At 66.0% G+C, this 18,351-nt stretch carries 10 protein-coding genes and 1 pseudogene; 2 read left to right on the top strand and 9 right to left on the bottom strand.

Going from position 1 to position 18,351, the window contains the following annotated elements; all coding sequences use genetic code 11:
- Positions 1 to 29 precede the first annotated feature (29 nt).
- Together LR393_RS26810 and LR393_RS26805 are read right to left on the bottom strand one after the other, a co-directional pair.
- Positions 30 to 776, bottom strand: a complete 747-nt coding sequence (locus LR393_RS26810) for an ABC transporter ATP-binding protein (protein ID WP_231487594.1) — start codon at positions 774 to 776, stop codon at positions 30 to 32.
- Between the two features lie 47 nt (positions 777 to 823).
- The gene (locus tag LR393_RS26805; RefSeq protein ID WP_231487591.1) at positions 824 to 1,249 is read right to left on the bottom strand and encodes a hypothetical protein; all 426 of its coding nucleotides are present in this window, start codon (positions 1,247 to 1,249) and stop codon (positions 824 to 826) included.
- Positions 1,250 to 1,426: 177 nt separating this feature from the next.
- Between LR393_RS26805 and LR393_RS26800 the strand changes: the two genes are divergently transcribed.
- Together LR393_RS26800 and LR393_RS26795 are read left to right on the top strand one after the other, a co-directional pair.
- Positions 1,427 to 3,457, top strand: coding sequence for an acyltransferase family protein (locus tag LR393_RS26800; RefSeq protein WP_331282993.1), 2,031 nt, complete (start codon positions 1,427 to 1,429; stop codon positions 3,455 to 3,457).
- Between the two features lie 391 nt (positions 3,458 to 3,848).
- A pseudogene (locus LR393_RS26795) lies at positions 3,849 to 4,945 on the top strand (IS701 family transposase).
- A 523-nt stretch (positions 4,946 to 5,468) separates the two neighbouring features.
- Here LR393_RS26795 and manD read toward each other — a convergent pair.
- The 7 genes from manD to LR393_RS26760 form a co-directional block, all read right to left on the bottom strand.
- Complete coding sequence (gene manD / locus LR393_RS26790; protein ID WP_231487589.1) at positions 5,469 to 6,707, bottom strand: D-mannonate dehydratase ManD; 1,239 nt, start codon at positions 6,705 to 6,707, stop codon at positions 5,469 to 5,471.
- A 111-nt stretch (positions 6,708 to 6,818) separates the two neighbouring features.
- On the bottom strand, positions 6,819 to 8,618 hold the full coding sequence (locus tag LR393_RS26785; protein ID WP_231487587.1) for a family 43 glycosylhydrolase: 1,800 nt from the start codon (positions 8,616 to 8,618) through the stop codon (positions 6,819 to 6,821).
- 318 nt (positions 8,619 to 8,936) lie between these two features.
- A complete protein-coding gene (locus tag LR393_RS26780) occupies positions 8,937 to 12,569 on the bottom strand; it encodes a glycosyl hydrolase 115 family protein (protein WP_231487585.1) in 3,633 nt (1,210 codons plus the stop codon).
- A complete protein-coding gene (locus tag LR393_RS26775; RefSeq protein WP_231487583.1) occupies positions 12,566 to 15,118 on the bottom strand; it encodes an alpha-L-rhamnosidase C-terminal domain-containing protein in 2,553 nt (850 codons plus the stop codon). The genes LR393_RS26780 and LR393_RS26775 overlap by 4 nt, the downstream gene beginning before the upstream one ends.
- A gap of 42 nt (positions 15,119 to 15,160) precedes the next feature.
- Positions 15,161 to 16,429: an ABC transporter substrate-binding protein gene (locus tag LR393_RS26770; protein WP_231487582.1), complete on the bottom strand. Its 1,269-nt coding sequence runs from the start codon at positions 16,427 to 16,429 to the stop codon at positions 15,161 to 15,163.
- 35 nt (positions 16,430 to 16,464) lie between these two features.
- The gene (locus LR393_RS26765; RefSeq protein ID WP_231487578.1) at positions 16,465 to 17,286 is read right to left on the bottom strand and encodes a carbohydrate ABC transporter permease; all 822 of its coding nucleotides are present in this window, start codon (positions 17,284 to 17,286) and stop codon (positions 16,465 to 16,467) included.
- The gene (locus LR393_RS26760; RefSeq protein ID WP_231487576.1) at positions 17,283 to 18,266 is read right to left on the bottom strand and encodes a carbohydrate ABC transporter permease; all 984 of its coding nucleotides are present in this window, start codon (positions 18,264 to 18,266) and stop codon (positions 17,283 to 17,285) included. Before LR393_RS26760 ends, LR393_RS26765 begins: the two co-directional genes overlap by 4 nt.
- Between the last annotated feature and the right edge of the window lie 85 nt (positions 18,267 to 18,351).

Raw genomic sequence — 18,351 nt, 5'->3', positions numbered from 1 at the left:
GGCGACCTGGGTCCCCAGGACGGTGAGGTTCAGCGCGGCGATGACGCACCTCGCAGGCCCGCCATCGCCGCGACGACGGAGGCTACGGACGGGGCCGGGATGTCGTTCACGACCCGGTTGTCGCTCAGCAGCACCGCCCGGTGGGCGCAGGCCGCGGTGGCGCCGTCGTGTGTGACCATCACCGTGGTCTGGCCCCGATCCATGGTCAGGCTCTGCAGCAGGCTCAGGACTTCGTCACTGGAGCGCGAGTCCAGATTGCCGGTGGGCTCGTCGGCGAAGACAACTGCGGGCCGGGAGATCAGCCCTCGGACGATGGCCACGCGCTGCTGCTGACCGCCGGACAGCTCTGCCGACCCGTGCGACAGACGTCCACCGATCCCCGGGACCCCCACCAGGTGATCCATCAGCCCCGGGCCGTGCGGGCGGCCGGTCAGGGCCAGCGGCAGCGTGATGTTCTTAAGCGCGCTCAGATGGGGAACGAGGTTGAAGGCCTGGAAGATGAACCCAATCCGGTCGCGGCGCGGCCGGGTCAGGTCACGGTCTGACAGAGTGCTCAGTTCGGTCCCGCCCACCCAGATCTGGCCGCTGGTGATCGTGTCCAGTCCGGCCAGGCAGTGCATGAGCGTGGACTTGCCCGAACCCGAGGGGCCCTTGATGGCCGTGAACCGGCCGCTTTCGAAGCCGACCGAGACCTGGCCGAGGGCCCGCACCGAGGTTTCCCCGAAACCGTAGGTCTTGACCACCTGGACCGCGGAAAACACTCTGCCGGTGCTCACTTGGCGCTCACCTGGACGTTGACCGGCATCTTCAGCTCGGTGTCTCATTATGAGTTCGCCCCGTCGACCACGTCGTCGAACTCTTTCTGGGTCAGGGGGAATGTGCCTCCGGCGGCCCTTTTGTAATGAACCTCGACGTCCTGGGCGACCGAGTTCTGGAGGTACCCCTCCTCGAGGGTTTCCCATTCCGCGCCGTACGTCACGTGACAGGCCTCCCGCTCCGCCTTCTTGATGGGCACGTCCTGGGAGTCGTCGATCAGCTTCTGGGCCTTCCGGCAGTCCGCCGCGGACGCCTTGCTCGCGCCGAGCTGGGACTGCCAGAGCACACTCACCCCCAGGAAGACGCCGGCCAGCAGAACCAGGACATCACTGCGATCACGATGTTCCGGGTTGTTTTCCGCGTCGGTTCGGGCTGTACGTAACTCGTCAGGCTGTCCTCGCGAGATCTGGTGGAGGGACTTGCGCCTATCCATCAGCGTGGCCTACCGGCCGGTGCCGACGTGTCCACCCGCGAACCGATCTTTCCCGGGCCGTTGTACGACCCCAGTTGCAGTGGCGAGCCGAAGAAGATGCGATCGGGGGCTGATGTGCCGGGGCCGGTTCACCGACGACGGTAAGAGCACCGCCACCGCCGACCCAAGGATCTTCTGTTGCCAGCCCCGACCGCCCCGTACCCTGCCCGAGCAAGCATTCGCCCGATCCGGCGGGAGAGTTTGCATCGCCCGCACATTCAGGGACTGCGCGGCGTGGCCGTGCTTCTGGTGCTGCTCTATCACACCGGTCTCGGTCCGGATTCCGGATTTATCGGCGTGGACGTCTTTTTCGTCATCTCCGGCTTCCTCATCACGGGTCTGCTGCTGCGTGAGCACGAGCAGACGGGCCGGATCTCGTTGCTGTCGTTCTGGGCCCGGCGAGCCCGGCGGCTACTGCCCGCGGGATCGCTGGTGCTGGTGGCCACCTGCGCACTGACCTGGGCCCTGCTGCCGGCCTCGCAGTGGCGGACGGTCGGTCTGGATGCCGTCGCGGCGGCCGGGTACGTGCTCAACTGGCGGCTGGCCGGGCAGGCGGTCGACTACCTGCACCAGGGCATGGCTCCCGGCCCGTTGCAGCACTTCTGGTCGCTGTCGGTCGAGGAGCAGTTCTATCTGTTCTGGCCACTCCTGCTGCTGGTCCTGCTGAAACTGCGCAGCCGGGCCGCCGTCATCGTGACCGGGATCGCCGTGGTACTGCTCGGATCACTGGCTCTGGCCCTGACCTCGACGGGAAGCCAGTCCTACTTCACCACCCAGCATCGTGTCTGGGAACTGGCAGCCGGCGCGCTGTGCGCAGCCGTGCCCCCCGGGCAGCCACGCAGCGGCCGGGCCTCGGCCGGACTGGGCTGGATCGGACTCGGGCTGCTCTGCCTGACCCTGGTTCTCGTCACGCCCGACACAAAATGGCCGGGGCCGCAGACCATTCTGGTGATCGTGGCGTCCATGCTCCTGGTCAGCTTCGGCGCCTCGGCGTTCATCCTCGCCCGGCGGCCCCTGACCTGGGTGGGAGACATCTCCTACCCGCTGTACCTGTGGCACTGGCCCCTGGTCGTCCTGGCCTCACGTGATGCTCCCCTGAGCACCCGGGACGGCCTGGCCATCGTGCCGATCAGTATTGCCCTGGCGTTCCTCACCTCGTACCTTCTCGAAAACCCGCTGCGCCGGTTGCGAATAGTCTCAACCGCACGGGTGAGCATCGCCCTTGGCCTGAGCCTCATGCTGGTATCCGGTGCAGCCGGTATCGCCCTGACCCAGGCACCGTCCCTCGGCGCCCCGGTCAACCCGGTCGGGGCTGGACGACCGGTCGAGGTACAGAAATCGGCCAGCACCTTGGCCCCCTCACCCGCGAATGCCCTGCAGGACCTGCCCGACCTTTACGCCCGAGACTGCCAGACCGGCCTCACCGAGGCCACGGTGCATCCGTGCGAGTACGACTACCGCGCCGCGAGAAAGGGGCCCTCGGTCGTGGCTGTGGGCGACTCCCGCATGGCCCAGTGGCTTCCTGCTCTGCAGGAAGTGGCCCGCGAACGCCACTGGCACCTGACGTCGATGACCAAGGCCAGCTGTCCCTTCACCGATGCCCGGCGCGCGGTCACGGCCCAGCAGGCCGACAGTTGCCTGGCCTGGAATCAGTCCGTGCTGCGGCGGCTGCTCGACAGCCCGCCGGCCTTGGTGGTGACCAGCGACCTGGACCTCTACGTCACGGCTCGAGACGGCACCCCGCTACACGGAAAAGCCAATCAGAACGAGATGATCCGGGGCGCCGCCAGCCGGTTGACCCAGCTGCGACGGGCGCACATCTCCGTCATCACCCTGCAGGAGACCCCGACGGTGCAGAATAACCCGGCCGACTGCGTCAGTCTGCACCTGGGCCATCTAGCAACCTGCTCCACACCCCGCGACCGCGCCACCCGCAACGCCGGCGTGCTGCAGGCGGCCTCAAAGCTCAGCAAGGTCCCGTCGCTAGACCTCACCGACCACATCTGCACCGCCCGGCAGTGTCCCGCCGTGACCGGCGATGTCTTGATCTACCGCGACGCCTACCACCTCACCGCCACCTACGCGCAAACCCTGGCACCCTTCATCGAATCCGGCCTCCAGCAGCTGTTGACGCCAAAACTCGTCTCCGAGCTTTCTCTTTCGCGTTGATGATGGCGCGGAATCATCTTCGACCTCATCAATCTCAACTGTTCGTTCAGGTTTCACCGCACCCGCCGGGGTGAGCGGACCGGTCTAAACGGTCTGCAGCGCCGGGCCGAACGACAGCGAACAGGCGGAAACAGTCCGGCCTGAGCAGATCAGCAGGCAGTGCTTCAACCCTCTGCGGGTGACGGTCTCCGGGGTTCTTGATCGTCGTGGACTTGGTCCGCACGGATCCGTCGGCGGCGTCGCCGATGCCGGTGTAGGAAGCACCGTTCTTGACATAGGTGCTTTTAATACTACAGTCGCACTTGTGGTGCACTCTTGAGTGTTTCTGTGCTGATCTCGGCTTTTCGTGTGGTGATCATGCGTGGTGGGGGATGATCTGTGCGTGGCGCGGGTGGAGGAGTGGGCCGGGGGTCTGGACGGGCTCGGGGATCTGATCGGGGCGCGTTTTGCCAGGTCGGAGCCTCGGGCTTGTGCTGTGGAGTATGTGCGGGGGCTGCTGTCCTCGACCGAGCGCAAGAACTCCTGGACGCTGTCGGAACAAGCCGGGCATGCCCGGCCGGACGGGATGCAGCGGCTGCTGTCCACCGCGGGCTGGGACCCGGACCTGGTGCGCGATGATGTGCGTGACTACGTGATGGCGAATATTGGTGATCCGGGCGGGGTCCTGGTTCTGGATGAGACCGGGTTCCTGAAGAAGGGCACGCGTTCGGCGGGGGTGTCCCGGCAGTACTCGGGCACGGCCGGGCGGATCGAGAACTGCCAGATCGGGGTGTTCCTGGCGTATGCGGGCCCGGCCGGTCGCACGTTCCTGGACCGTGAGCTGTATGTGCCTGCGGGCTGGTTCGAGGACCGGGATCGTTGTGCCGGGGCGGGAATCGGGCAGGATGTCGAGTTCGCGACCAAGCCCGAGCTGGCCATTGTCATGCTGGAGCGTGCGCACGCCGCCGGGATTCGGGCGGGGGTGAGCGCGGGCTGGGTCACGGCAGATGAGGTCTACGGGCAGCACTACCGGTTGCGGGTGCGCTGCGAAGAACTCGGCTACAGCTATGTTCTGGCGGTCGCGGTGAAACAGCGCGTGATCATCGGGAACGATCCCGGATCCGCGTTCGGGTTCGCGGCCCGCAGCACCCGGATTCGGTGTACTGGCTGCTGGCCCGCCGCAGTATCGAGGACCCCACAGACCTGGCCTACTACCTGTGCTATGCCCCCGAGTCCACCACACGGGAGGAACTGGCCCGGGTCGCCGGGATTCGCTGGGCCATCGAGGAGACCTTCCAGACGGCGAAAGGCCAGACGGGACTGGATCATTACCAGGTCCGCCAGTACAGCGGCTGGTACCGGCACATCACCCTGTCCATGCTCGCTCACGCCTTCCTGACCGTCACCGCCGCCCAGGAACGATCACGCCACCCGACTACCCAGGCCGGCCGGACGAAAAAGAGGACCATGAAAACGGTCCCACCATCCACACCGGCCCCGGCCGTCTGATCCCGCTCACCGTTCCCGAAATCCGACACCTGATCAACCAGCTCGTCTGGAACCAGATATCCGACCCCAGCCACGTCCTGCACCGCTCGTCCTGGCGCCGGGCCCATCAAGCCCGAGCCCGGCGCTGCCACTACCGACGACGTGGCCACCAGCCCCCATAACTGCGACTGTAATACTAGGCTCGGCGGTCACACGCAAGGCAGCCGTCGAAGGAGCCGCCGTCACCATTGAGCTGGTCGTAGTCGTACTCAAGCTGCTCTATGAATTGCTGACGACTGAGGCTCCGAGGGTGTTCTCGTCGTACATCTGCTGAGCGGCCGCAGTCGCATCGTGCTCGATCAAGGCAACCGGCTGGAAGTGCTCAGGCCTCTGGCCGATTGGCCCGCTCTGGTACATGTCGGTGGCCCTGAGCCCTTCGGCCCTCTCATACAGGTCCTCAGACAGGTACCGATGGATCACTTGGAGCTCGGGATGGGCGCGCGGCCAGCTGGCGACAACGCTCGAACCCTGATGCCCCGTTGACCTACCAGTCGTGAACGGTGCCGTCCGCGAGCCGGTTGAACGGTAGATACGCCCGCCGGTAGGGGTACTTCTCCGCCTCGGCCAGGTTCAGGTCGACTCCCAGGCCGGGCTGGTCACCCGGGTGCAGCAGGCCGTCCGTGAACATGAAGGACTGCTCGAAGACCTGGTTCGTCCGCTCTCCGTGCTGCATATACTCCTGGATGCCGAAGTTGTGGATGGCCAGCCCCAGATGCATCTGCGCGGCCAGGCCGACCGGGGAGATGTCGGTCGGGCCGTGCATCCCAGACTTGATCTGGTACTGGCCGGCATAGTCGAGCACCTTCTTCAGGTGGGTGATGCCGCCGGTGTGGGTGACGGCGCCGCGCACGTAGTCGATGAGCTGCTCACGGATGATCAACTGGTAGTCCCACACGCTGTTGAAGATCTCGCCGATCGCCAGCGGGGTCGTGGAGTGCTGGCGGACCAGCCGCAACGCTTCCTGGTTCTCCGCCGGCGTCACGTCCTCCAGCCAGAACAGGTCGTACGGCTCCAGGGACCTACCCAGCTTGGCGGCCTGGATCGGGGTCAGCCGGTGATGCGCGTCGTGTAACAGCGGCAGCTCGGGACCGAACTCCTGACGCACCGCCTCGAACACCGTCGGCACGTGCCGCAGATAGCTGCGCGTGTCCCAGTCCTCCTCGCTGGGCAGATCACCGCGCTGGGCCGGTTCGTGGTCGTAGCGCACTCCGGTGTTGGCCTCGAAGGTGACGTTGGACGCGATCCCGTAGATCGATTTAAGGCCGGGCACCCCGGTCTGCACCCGGATCGCCTTGTAGCCCTGGGCCTGATGCGCGCGGATGCTGTCGAACAGCTCCGGCAGCTCCTTGCCGGAGGCGTGCCCGTAGGTCAGCAGGCCATTCCGGGAGGCCCCGCCGAGCAACTGGTACACCGGCATCCCGGCGGCCTTGCCCTTGATGTCCCACAGGGCCGTATCCACCGCTGCGATCGCCGCCATCGTCACCGGACCGCGCCGCCAGTACGCACTGCGGTAGAGGAACTGCCACGCGTCCTCGATCCGCGAGGCGTCCCGGCCGATCAGCAGCGGGGCGACGTGCTCCCGCAGATAGGCCACCACGGCCAGCTCCCGGCCGTTCAGGGTGCCGTCCCCCACCCCGACCAGGCCCTCGTCCGTCTCCAGCCGGAGGGTGACAAAATTGCGGTCGGGACTGGTGAGAATAACGGCGGCCTTGACGATCTTCATGATGCTCCTTTCTCGCGGGACCGGGTCCGGACGCGTTCCCGGACCGGAGCCTTGGGGTCGAAAATACCTCGCCGTGGCTCGGATCGGGCCACGGTGAGGTGCTGGATGGCATCAGTCCGTCGTTCGCATCAGTGAGAGGGCGTCGACGCAGATTGAGTTCGCCGAGCCGGTGCCTCCGGCCTCGATCCGGATGCTCACCTCACCGCCAGTGAGTTGCAGGCTCTCGAGTCCGTGGTCGGTCCAGGTGGCCGTCGGAGCGTTGAGATCGAGCGTGTAGTCCTCCCCCGGCGCACCGGTGATGTGCGCGCGGGCATGGTCGAGCTGACCGGTAAGGAGTGACTTCAGGGCGAAACGGTAGGTCCCGGCCGGGACGGCAACGGTCTGGCTCAGGGCTCCGGAGAAGGCCGTTGCGCTGCGCAGCTTGCCCGACCATCGGGTTTCATCCGCCCCCGGCAGGCTGTTGGTGACGAAATCCGTGTTCGTGGTGCCCGGATCGGCACTGGCCGCCCAACCGGTGATAGTCGGGACGGAAGCCCGGTCCGCGGCGAAGTCAGGGTTCAGAACGTAGTTGTTGCCCTCCCCCACGGCCCATTTCCCGCTTGTCGCGTTCAGCTTCCACTGGCTGAGGGAGTTGAAGTGTGTGGTTCCGTCCAAGTTGACGGTGATCGGCACCCAGTCGTTGTAGCCGAGGCCGTTCCAGGCGAAGTCGGACCAACGGTCTCCGGCGTAGAGGACGGTGTCTTGTTCGGTGCCCGTGACGTTGATGAAGAAGCCGCTCTGGGTGACGTGGCTGTAGTCCTGCTGAGAACCGTCCAGAACAGCGTCGGCGGAGTAGGGCCCGGTGATGTCAGTTCCCGCCGAGCGGATGATGTGGGTGGTTGAAGCGTTCCAGCCGTGCAGGTCCGAACTGGCGACGTAGTAGTGGCCGTCCGCCTTGAACATCGCGTTGCCCTCGCGCCCGGCCGGGACGTAGCCGATCCGGGTGGCCGGGCCGACGCTCAGCGAGTCCGCGTCCGAGATCTTGGCCACGTAAGCGTTGGCCCGCCCAGAAGGGTTGGAGAACACGAGGTAGTCGCTGCCGTCATCGTCGGTGAAGACCGTCTGGTCCCCGGTGCTCTGGTAACCGGTTCCCTCGAAGCCGGCCTGGATATTGGCATAGCGGAAATCGCCGGTCGGGGAGTCGCTCTGCAGGAAAATGTCCCCACCGGCGGTCGGGCCGCTGCCGAACCTGGTCCCCGTCTGGGAGATGATCGTGTACTTACCGGTGTTCTCGTTGTAGGTCACCCCGAGACGGCCCAGCCACGAGGTGTCGGCGAGAGTGTCCATCCGGGAGAACCAGTCCTCGGTGACATCCTTGCTCGTCGGGATGTGGACGGCAGTCGCGGGGGTGGCGACGTTGTTCTCGAACTTCCAGTGCACCAGGTCCTGGGAGGAGTACACCGTGATGGCCTGAAACGCGGTGTCAGAGTTCGGGTTCGTCGGATTGCTGTAGTATTTGACCGCTCCGGTGTACTGCACGCCGTACCAGTAGTACGTATCACCGAACCGGAAGACACCTCCGCCCTGGGAATATATCGGGTTGCCGTCGGTGTCCTTCCAGAACGTGTTGTTCTGGATCGTCTCGAGACCACCCCGCGAGATCGTCGTCAGGCCACCGGCAGCGTCAAGTAGACCGTTCTTGGCGGCCACGACCGTCTTCTTGCTGGGACCCGCCACCCTCAGCACAGCCCGGGCCTTTTCGAGCGCGATGGCGAACCGCTTCCAGGCCCTGCCCTCGTAGTCACGGCGGTCTCTCGTGGCGAACTCGGCCACATCATCTCGCAGTCCCCGGGTCTCGACGAGCGCGGCGACGGCGGCGTCAAGACCGGCATAGGCCGCCTGACGTTGTTCGGCGCTGAGCTCACCGGCCATCAATTCAGCGGTGGAAGCGTATTCCCGGCTGAACTTTCGCCAGGAAACGGTGGTGTAGTCCCTGGAACGCAGGCCTGTCACGGACGCGTACAACTGGCCGAGGTCATCACGCGGGCCGGCCACAACGCTGGCCAACGGGGCGTCGGCCAGCGCAGAACCTGACGGTGCGAATGACGTGACAACGGCGGCAACTACTGCCAGACCGAGCAGGGCCCGGGCGGATCGTCGGGCATTTCGGGGAGCCATCATGGATCCTCTCTCGTTCGTCGCCCTCGACGAACGCCTTGGGGGTGGCGCCTGGGACGGGTCAGCCACCGGTTACGGCTGCGCCCAGTCGTGATCGCCGGGTGGGAACTCTTCGCCGATCGTCAGGTACAGCCGATCCATCCGGAGACGTGATTTGCGGGCCAGGACCGAGACGGTGTGACGTCCGGCCGGCAGGTTCAGTTCGGTGATCTCGACCCACACCCAAGCCTGAACGACACCGAAGCTGAACATGTCTCCCCCGCTGAACTGTTCGGCCAGCGGCCGGGGGGTGCCATCGACAGCGATGAAGAAGGAATCGTCGCGGTCGGAGTCGAACTTCACCAGAGCCCACAGGCGGTAGGTCCCGGGCCGAGTCACGAGGGTCGCGAAATGCATCCCGGGGGCATCGTGCGCCTTGTCCCATTGCCGATCGAGCTCATCGACATGGAGCGCGAGCCGCCGGCCGTGCGTGGACTCGGCCTGCGTGTGCACCCAGGAGACGGATGGTGTGTCCAGGCTTGGGCTCAGCCAGGCGTCGGGAGTGTTCCGTAGCGCCCGCTGAACCTCGATGGCGATGATTCCGCGGTGCTCCCTGACCGGACCCTTGGGCAGATCCGCGAGGATGTCCTTCCGCCGCCCGCCCACCGAGAACGGATGGGGCGCCGAGCCACCGGACTGGGCCGTGGCCAGGGTGCGGGTAAACGTCGTCTCGCTGTCCCAGTAGTGACGCGGAATATGGATCACGTCGACCGCGGGGAGGGGGTCGGCGCCGAAGACACCGACCTCCCGCCCCGCCTTTTCCACTAGAGCGGGGTCCTGGTCGCCCGGAGCGGGGTCGGGTGCATCTTCGACCGGTAGCCCGTACTGCGGGCTGGGTCGTGGGCCTAAGGCTGTCGGTCGGGGAATGCCGGTATAGATCACGAGACGGCCGACCAGGAAGCCGTCGTCCACCGGTTCCAGCCGAATCCGGTGTTCCCCGGTCTCGAGATACGGCAGACGCACGGCCAGGCGCTCCACCTGTTCGACGACCATCCTGGTCCAGATCCCGCGGTATTCGTCAGTGGTCGGCGTCTCGACGACGACCGGTGGGAGGTCGTCGACCCGGACCCGGACGCGAAGCCGGTGCGTGGCGTCCAAACTGGGATGGCGATGCAATTCCAGATGGTGCGACCCGGCCGTGGTGAGGGCGAACCGGTACTGCGCCGCCCCCTCCTGGCCCGGTGAACCGCTGTGTGCTTCCAGGAGGCTCCCATCGCGGCGCCCTGGCCGGAGGACGGCGGACCAGCCGCCGGGCGGATCCTTCACCAGGCCGCCCCCGGCGGGGACGGACACAATGCCGTCGGTCTCCATGAACGTCCCCGGTTCCACCCCCGCAGGCACGCCGGCAGCCATCATCACCGCGATGTTCAGGGTCACGGAAGTGGCAAGATCCCTGATCGTGATCGTTCCGGATCGTTCCGCGGCGCCGGCCCAGATGTGAGGACGCACGTGGATGCGTTGCTCGGTGGACACCCGGCCCGACCGCACCGCAACCTCGATCCAGTCGTCGGCCAGGATCTGGAAGTCGACGGCCTCGGAGCCGGTGTTGAAAACCTCGATCCATCGGGGCGCCTGGTCGTGCGCGACGAAGGCGATCGTCGGCGAGGCGGAGGGCCGCTCCTCCCCCCACACGACGACACCGAGCCCGGGCTCACCGATCGTCAATGCGGGCCTGGCCGCCGGAAACTGCGCTGTGGCCGGCGGCGGGAAGACATCGGGCGTCATGATGCCGTCCCACTTACCTCCGGAAACGGCCTGGTTGTAGTGGCGGATGAGCTTACGGCGTAACTGGTCGAAATGCCTCGACCAGTCGAGGTACAGGTCGGCGGCCTGCGCTTTGCCCTGCCCGAAGCTGAGGGTGCTGCGGTCGGCGAACATGAACTGGGCGCCGGCCAGGTACGAGGCGTAGACGCGGAACGCCACGAGCTGGAAGAACGCGTCGCGTTCAGCTTCTGGCAGAGCCAGGAGAACCCGGTTGACGGCGTCGAAGCAGTCCCGGAGATCCCGTACCCGTCGACCCGCCTCGTCCCCGTAGGCAGTCTGTGAGAAGGCCTGATGGGTCAGGTGCTCGACCCGGCGAACCTGCGTCGTCTCCGCCCACCGTTCCAGGAGGCCGGCGACCGTGTGCCCGTGACCGCCGCTGAACGACCGATCGACCCACTGTGTGAGGAAATCCGTTGTGTCGGCGGTGGATGTCTCCTTACCGGCCTCCCAGGCGTGACGGAGGAAGAACTCCGCGTCCTGTTCCAGAGGCTTCAAAGCGCCGATGTTGTCGACCCACAGCGTCCTGATCCCGCGGTCCCAGGCCTTGCGCAGTTCGTGCCTCATCTGTGCCAGCGGCATCGAGGAGATCCACAGATAGCTGCGCGAGGACGGTGACCAGTAGGACGAGTGGAAGTACAGCCCATGGCCCCCGCTGCGGCGCCGCTCATCCGCGTCCGGGAACCTGCGGATGTGGCCGAAGCTGTCGTCGGACCAGATGATCGTGACGTCGTCCGGAACGTCCAGGCCGTCGTCGTAAAGATCCAGGACTTCCTTGTACGGCACGAAAGTCTGCATAGGGGCCGGGGTGCCGGAATCAAGGGTGTCCATCAGGATACGCCGCTGGTCCCGGATTACCTGCGACAGCAGGGCCACCCGGGCGCGGTGCTTCTGCTCTTCGGACAGGTCAGGCTCCTCGTCGATCGCTCTCGTGGCGAAGCCCGAGTCGTGGATTCCCCGCATGCCGAGCGTCCAGGTCACGTCGTAGGCGCGGTTCTGCTCGACACTGCCGCTCCAGTAGGACTTCAGCGCATCACGGTTCGCGCCGTCGAGGGAGTAGTCGTACTCCACCCCGTCATCTTCCTGGCTCTCGAGCCAGGGCTGCCACTCGTGCTGGTTGCTGCGCAGCAGCATGTCGCAGTGACTGGTGCCGACCACGATGCCCATTTCGTCCGCCAGACGGCCGTTCTCGGCGGCGGCATTGAACGCGTTGACATGCATCGCTGGCCAGATGTAGTTGGCGCGCAGCCGGAGCAGGAGTTCGAAGATCCGCTCGTAGGTCTGCGGACCGATGGTCCCGTCGCGGGTGTGCGCCCGGGCCCAGGCGTCCAGTTCCTCCTCATCGTTCAGGAACAGACCCCGATAGCGGACAGAGGGATGGTCAGCCACCCGGACCGCGCGCCCGATCGTGATGTGCTCGCGTTCGCGGGTGGGCACATCCGCCCACCACCACCAGGGCGAGACCCCCATCGCCTCGCACAGCGTGTAGATCCCGAAAATGGTTCCGCGCCGGTCTGCTCCGACGATCCAGAGCGTGTCATTGAGCGTGTGAAGGAGATACCCCTCCCAGCGCAACCGGCCGTCGGTGTCAGCGAGCCCGTCAATATCCAGTTCACCACGGGCGATCGCCTCGTCGATCAGCGGACTGGTTCCCACCGTGCCGATGACGACGCGGGCATGGTCTCTCCGGCCGGTGGTCGACACGACAGGAGAACAGACCTTGGTGAGGTCTGCGACCAGATCCCGGACTGCCCGCTGGACGGCTGGGGTCTCAGCCCTCGCCACCGCAATACTGGTGCCGGTTCCCCGGACGGCCAGAGTGACCCCGTCTGCGGCGTCGTCCAGCAAGACCAGACCGTTCACTGGTACCCCTGCGGAGACCACCGCAGTTCCGCGCGAGCTCATCGCACATCCACGCGATAGGAGCCGCCTGAAGTTACCGGCAGGACCAGCGTTCCCGGTCCCTCCGCCGTGCGCACCAGGCTGAAGGAGTTGCCCAGCCCGTCCTCACCGGCCAGGAATGCCTCGTCCACATCCGCCGCAACTGGCACAACGATCTGGCCCGATGTGCCCTCCGGAGCAGTGATGGTCAGGGTGAGACGGACGCCGTCACGTTCCCAGGAGGCATCGATGGGACCGTGCGGTGTGGGCACCCGGCCCTGCGCCCATTTCAGGTCTCCCATCTGCGGTGCGAAGCTCCAGGACCGGAACCCGGCGCTCACCGGGGAGATTCCCAGGACATAAGTCGACAGTGCGGCCGTGGCACCGGCTCCCCAGCCGTGCGCCAGGCTCGTCTTGGCCCCGAACCCGGGGGCTCCGTCCACTCCGATCAGTTCCCAGGCGGTCCCGGTTGCGTGCTCGCCGGAGTCGGCCATGTAACCCCAGATCATGTGCAACAGGTCGAAAGCAGCCTCGGTCTGGCCGGTATGGAACAGCGCCCGCAGGTGCATGTCGGCGACGTAAGGGCTCACAGCGTCCCAGAACCCGGTCTCGGGGGTGAACGGCGATGGCCCGAAGGGCGTTTGCGGAAGTGTCTCACCGAGAGCCGCCAGCACAGCGGGCCCCTCGCCATCAGGGACGACACCGGACAGCACCGCCAGCGCGTTGGCGTCTTGCGCGACGCTGTCGGTAAGCACGTCCGAAAGGACGTACAGGTGTCGATCCTGGTCGTAGAGATGGGCGTTGATGGCCTCCCGCAGCCGGGCCGCCTGCTCACGCAGCTCCGGGCCGGAGGGTGTTGCACCCAGTGCATCAGCCAGGTCGGCCACATGTCTCAGGGCGATGTAAGCCGATACGTTATAGGCGGATACAGCCCCCAGCTTCGGTCCGTCATACCAGTCCCAATCCAGTCCATTGTTCTCGTCGGTGACGATCAGGCCCCGGTGGTCCAGCAGCGAACGGTCGAACTCCAGTTCCCTCAGCACGGCAGACCACTGAGTACGCAGGAACTCGGTATCGGCGGTGTATCGATGATGCAGGGCGATGTTGGTGATCTGGTGCATCGAATAGACCGCCGAATAGGTCTGGCCCGAGCGGGGCGCTCTGGCGGGCGGCATGATGGGCGGGACCCGTGCCGCGGACTGACCCGTGGGTTCCTGGTACCCGTTCAGGAACTCGATGGAACCCCGCACGTAGGGCTCCTGCCCAGAGGTGTGGAAGACGTTGGGAATCTGCACCAGCAGGTCTCCGCTCCAGACCGTGCGGTCCCGCTTGCCTCCGTCCAGGATGACCGGCAGTGGATCCGGATGGCCGAGTGCGGGCCCAGTCCAGGCGCTCAGCGCGTCCTCGGCCGCCAGGCCGTTCGCGTACAGCTCGGCGCCCTCCGGATCGAGGACGACAAGGTTCCGGAACCGGGCATGATCGAGCCAGGCCACCCGCAATCCGACGGTTCCGGCCCCTGGACCAGGCCCGTCGGCGATCCCGGTCTCGTAGGGGCCGGTGCCGTCGATGTGGGTGCGGAGAACAGCGGCGGCGACCTCGGTCCGGATGTGGTGCCAGGGCTCGTCCTCGTCGCCGGCGGGCAGAGACAGCCCGGTTGAGGTCACCGGGTACAGCCTGCGGTCCAGATCCTGGGGACGGTGGTCGATGGAGTCGTCGAAACGGAACAGGCGCAGCACATGCGTCGTTTCCTTGCCGGGTTCGTGCGCCAGGGTAAGCAGGTATCCGCTGCGACCATCGCCATCGGCCCGCACCACCCAGCCGGCTGCCCCGCGCACGATCTGGACATCGAACTCCACGACGACGTCTTCCCACTGCTGGTCCGACAGCACCGCGATGGTGCCCCCGTCCGCGTCGAGGTGGCCGTCCGCGAGGGTCCACGGCCGGGGAAGGGTGTTGGCCGGCAACTGGTTCAGCTGCACCGTGTAGGCGCCCTCGTACCATACCCGGTTCATCTGGTCGGAACTGGACAGGAACCAGCCCTGGTAGTCCTCTGCGGTCGCCCGGAAGGCAGTAAACCGGAAACCCGTCCGCCGCAGGGTGACCGAGCCCGTGGAGGTGAGGGCGATCCGCTGGTAACGCTGCCCGCCCTGGATCCGGCCACTGCTGACCGTCCCGGCACCGGTCAGGGTGAACTCCTCGAAGCGCTCTCGATGGCCACTCTCGTTGTGACTGCCCTCGACGTCGCCCTCGGGAACGGTCCATGCGGCGCTCTCGCTGTAGCTGGCCCGCAGATGGGCGCCGTACGAGGCCGCGTCGATCTGGAAATACGGCACCCCGGAGACGTTGCGACCGTAGTCGAGCACGATTTCCGGTTCCGGGTCACCTGGGCGCCGGCTCAAGGTGATGTCGCCGATGCCGTAACGCCCCACGGTCACCCCGCCGGACGTACGAAGCACGCGCTCGGGTGAAACATCATCGTCGTGCGGCCCGAGGACGTAGGACTGCCATTGGCCACGCTGGGGGCGACGGTCGCTCGTGCCCGCCGTAACCTCGATGATCTGCTGAGGGCTCATGCTCACTCTCTCGTTCTGCGTACGTCCGGCGGCGGTGTGGGCTCAGCTCTGCGTGAAGGCGGCGTCCATCTTCTTCAGCACGTCACCGACGTGCGCCCGGCCACTGAAAAGCGCCTGCACACCGTCGAAGACCTCGGGCTGGATGGTGGTGGTCGGCCAGTCCCGGTCGGGCCAGACGGTGATCCGGTCCTTGTCGACGTACTCCTGCACCAGCGTGCTGACCTGACGTTCCTGCTTGACATCGCCGGGCATCGCCGCGGTATCGCCGAAGGCCTTGGCGTAAGCGACCTGGGTCTCGGGGGTTGCCAGCCAGGAAAGGAACTTCTCTGCCAGGGCCTTCTTCTGTGTCTTGGCATTCATCCCGAAACCGACCGTTGAGGTCGACAGATAGGTCTGCGAGGCGTCATCGGTGGCCGGGAACGCCGCGTAGGTCAGATCAAGGTCAGCGGGACCGGTCAGCTCAATGGCCGCGGTCTCGCTGGCGACACTGACCGTGGCCAGCGTCTTGCCCTTGCGGATCGCGTCCTGCACCTGCGAGTACGGCGTGCCGTTGGGCGAGGAGTTGAAGCAGCCCTGGCCCTTCATCTGCATGTACATGTCCAGCGACGTCTTCCACGCCGACTGACTGAAACTCTTTGTTCCCTTGCTCTGTTCACTGGTAAACTTCGGATCCGGACCGTAGACCAGGGAGGCGGTCAGGGCGTAGGGGATCATCTGCGTCGTCCAGGTGTCGGAAAGGCCCAGACCGTAGGCGACCTTGCCCTTCGCCTTCGCTTCCTGGCAGAACTGCAGAACCTGACTCCAGGTGTTCGGAACCGACAGACCGGCCGCCTGGATGGCGCCCTGGTTGTAGATCCCGCCGATCGACGACAGCGTCATCGGCACCGCTACCAGCTGGCCCTTGGTGTTCGAGAGCTGCTCCTTCGGCGTGGCCGGGACCATCGCGGCCCAGCTCTGGCCCGAAAGGTCGGCGTAGTAGCCCTTGTCACCGGCAACCTTCGCACTGATGTTGTTGCCCCCACCGCCGGTGATCGCCAGGACGTCGGGAGCATTGCCCCCTGCGAGCTGCGTCCCGATGACTTCGCGGAAGTTCTGCGAGTAGTCCTTGACCTGGATCGTGACGCCCGGGTTGGCCTTCTCGAACGTCGCCTTGACCGCGTTCATCGACGCACCTCCGTTGACGCCTACGGTCAGCGTGTCGGAGGACGATGATCCGGCCGAGTCGGTCGAGCAGCCGGCCAATCCGGCTGCCAGCAGGGCAGTTCCGGCGGCAGTCGCTGCCAGGGTGCGTACGGCTGTCTTCTTTGACATGGGGTCTCGCCTTTCGAAGGGGGACGGCGGGTGGATCAGCCCTTGAGTCCGGTCGCGAAGCCGCGCATGATGAACCGCTGCATCAGGAAGTAGGCGACCAGGATCGGGATCACCGAGGTGATCAGCGCGGAGAACACCAGGGGCCAGTTGGCGCTGTACTCGCCGACGAACGTGTACACGGACAACGGTGCGGTCCGGGTACTTCCGCCGGTCAGGTACAGCAGGGGATGCATGAAGTCGTTCCAGATGGCCAGCGAGCTGAGGATGCCGACCGTCCCGGTGACCGGACGCATGAGCGGGAACACGATCGACCGGAACATCCGGAACGGGGTGGCCCCATCCAGCGTCGCCGCCTCCTCGTAGTCCGGCGCGAGGTCCCGGAGGAAGGCGGTATAGAGGAAGATCCCGAACGGCAGGTTTCCCGCGGTGCTGATCAGAATCACCGAAAACGGGTTTCCCACCAGGCCGGCCTTGGTGAAGGCCACGTAGAGGGGCACCAGCGCGAGCTGACCGGGGAAAAGGAACCCGGTCAGGAACAGGTAGAACATCCCCCGGGACCAGCGCTCGGTCCGGCGCGCGATGACGTAGCCGGCGGTGGAGGCGATCCCGATCACCAGGAGCACCGAGATGCCGGTGATCATGATGCTGTTCAGCATCGAGGGGCCCATCTGCGACTGCTTCCACGCCGTAGCCAGGTTGCCGAACTTCAGGGGCCAGGTGAATCCGAGGAAGCCGGGTGAGCCGGCCGGATCGCGCAGCGCGACCGAGACCAGGACGAACAGCGGGATGAGGAAGATGATCGCGGCGGCGATCAGAGCTGCCTCCAGGGCCGCCGTCTTCTTCGTATAGCGCTTCATACCAGAGCCTTCCGCTGGGTCAGCCGGTACTGCACAAACCCGACGCAGCCAACGAAGAGGGTCAGGATCACTCCCTGAGCCAGGGCGGTCGGGTACTGCAGGTACTGGAAGGCGGTCTTGTAGACGATCGTGGCCATCGTGTCGCTGGCCCCGGAGGGACCCCCACCGGTCATCGAGAACACGGTGTCGAACTGCTTGAGATTGCCGAGCACGGTCAGCAGGAGGTTGATCACGATCGATCCGTTGATCAACGGCAGCGTGATGGACCAGGTGCGGCGGCTCGGGCCGGCTCCGTCGATCGCCGCCGCCTCGAGCACGTCCTCAGACACGGACTGCAGGCCGGCCAGGTAGATCACCATCGAGTAGCCGGCGCCCTGCCAGATGATGGCGGCGCAGACGGAGAACAGAACCAGGTCCGGGTTACCGAGCCAGTCCTGACGCAGACCGGGCAGCCCGATGGCGGACAATGCGGAGTTCAGGGAGCCCTCGGGGGTGAGGAGGTACTTCCAGAGATACCCGCAGACGATCGGGGTAAGCACCACGGGAAGGAAGAAGACCAGGCGTAGTGCGTACTTGGTTTTGATATTCGCATTCAGCCCGAGGGCGAGCAGGAGGCCCAGGACGTTCTGGCCGACGGTCACCACCGCGGTGAGGACGAGGGTATTGAGGACGGCCCGCCCGGAGTTGCCGTTGCTGAACAGCGAGGAGAAGTTCTTCAGGCCGACCAGGTCCGCGGCCGGGCTGAACCCGTCCCAGTTCGTGAACGAGTAGGCGAAGCCCTGCAGGTTCGGGGCGATGACGATGACGACGAACAGAAGCAGCGCCGGCAGCGCGAACCAGAACGACGGCCTGGGCCTGGCGCTTTTTCGCGGCCTGGGCGGCCGGACCCGGGGGCGGTCGGCCCCCGCGGCTGCGGGGCGGGCCTCGACCACTGGGGCGGTCACACCACCCGGATCCGGGCCCTGCACGTGTGCGGACATGCCTCTCATCTCCCTTGATGAAGTCGGACCGGGGCCTGACCCCAGAAGGTGATCGATCACTATTCGCGACGGACCTAGTTTTAGT

It is taken from the genome of Kineosporia mesophila (genome assembly GCF_021129235.1).
GTDB classification, from domain to species: Bacteria; Actinomycetota; Actinomycetes; order Actinomycetales; family Kineosporiaceae; genus Kineosporia; species Kineosporia mesophila.
Note: the sequence above shows the minus strand (reverse complement) of the source record. Positions and strands in the feature narration are given on the sequence as shown.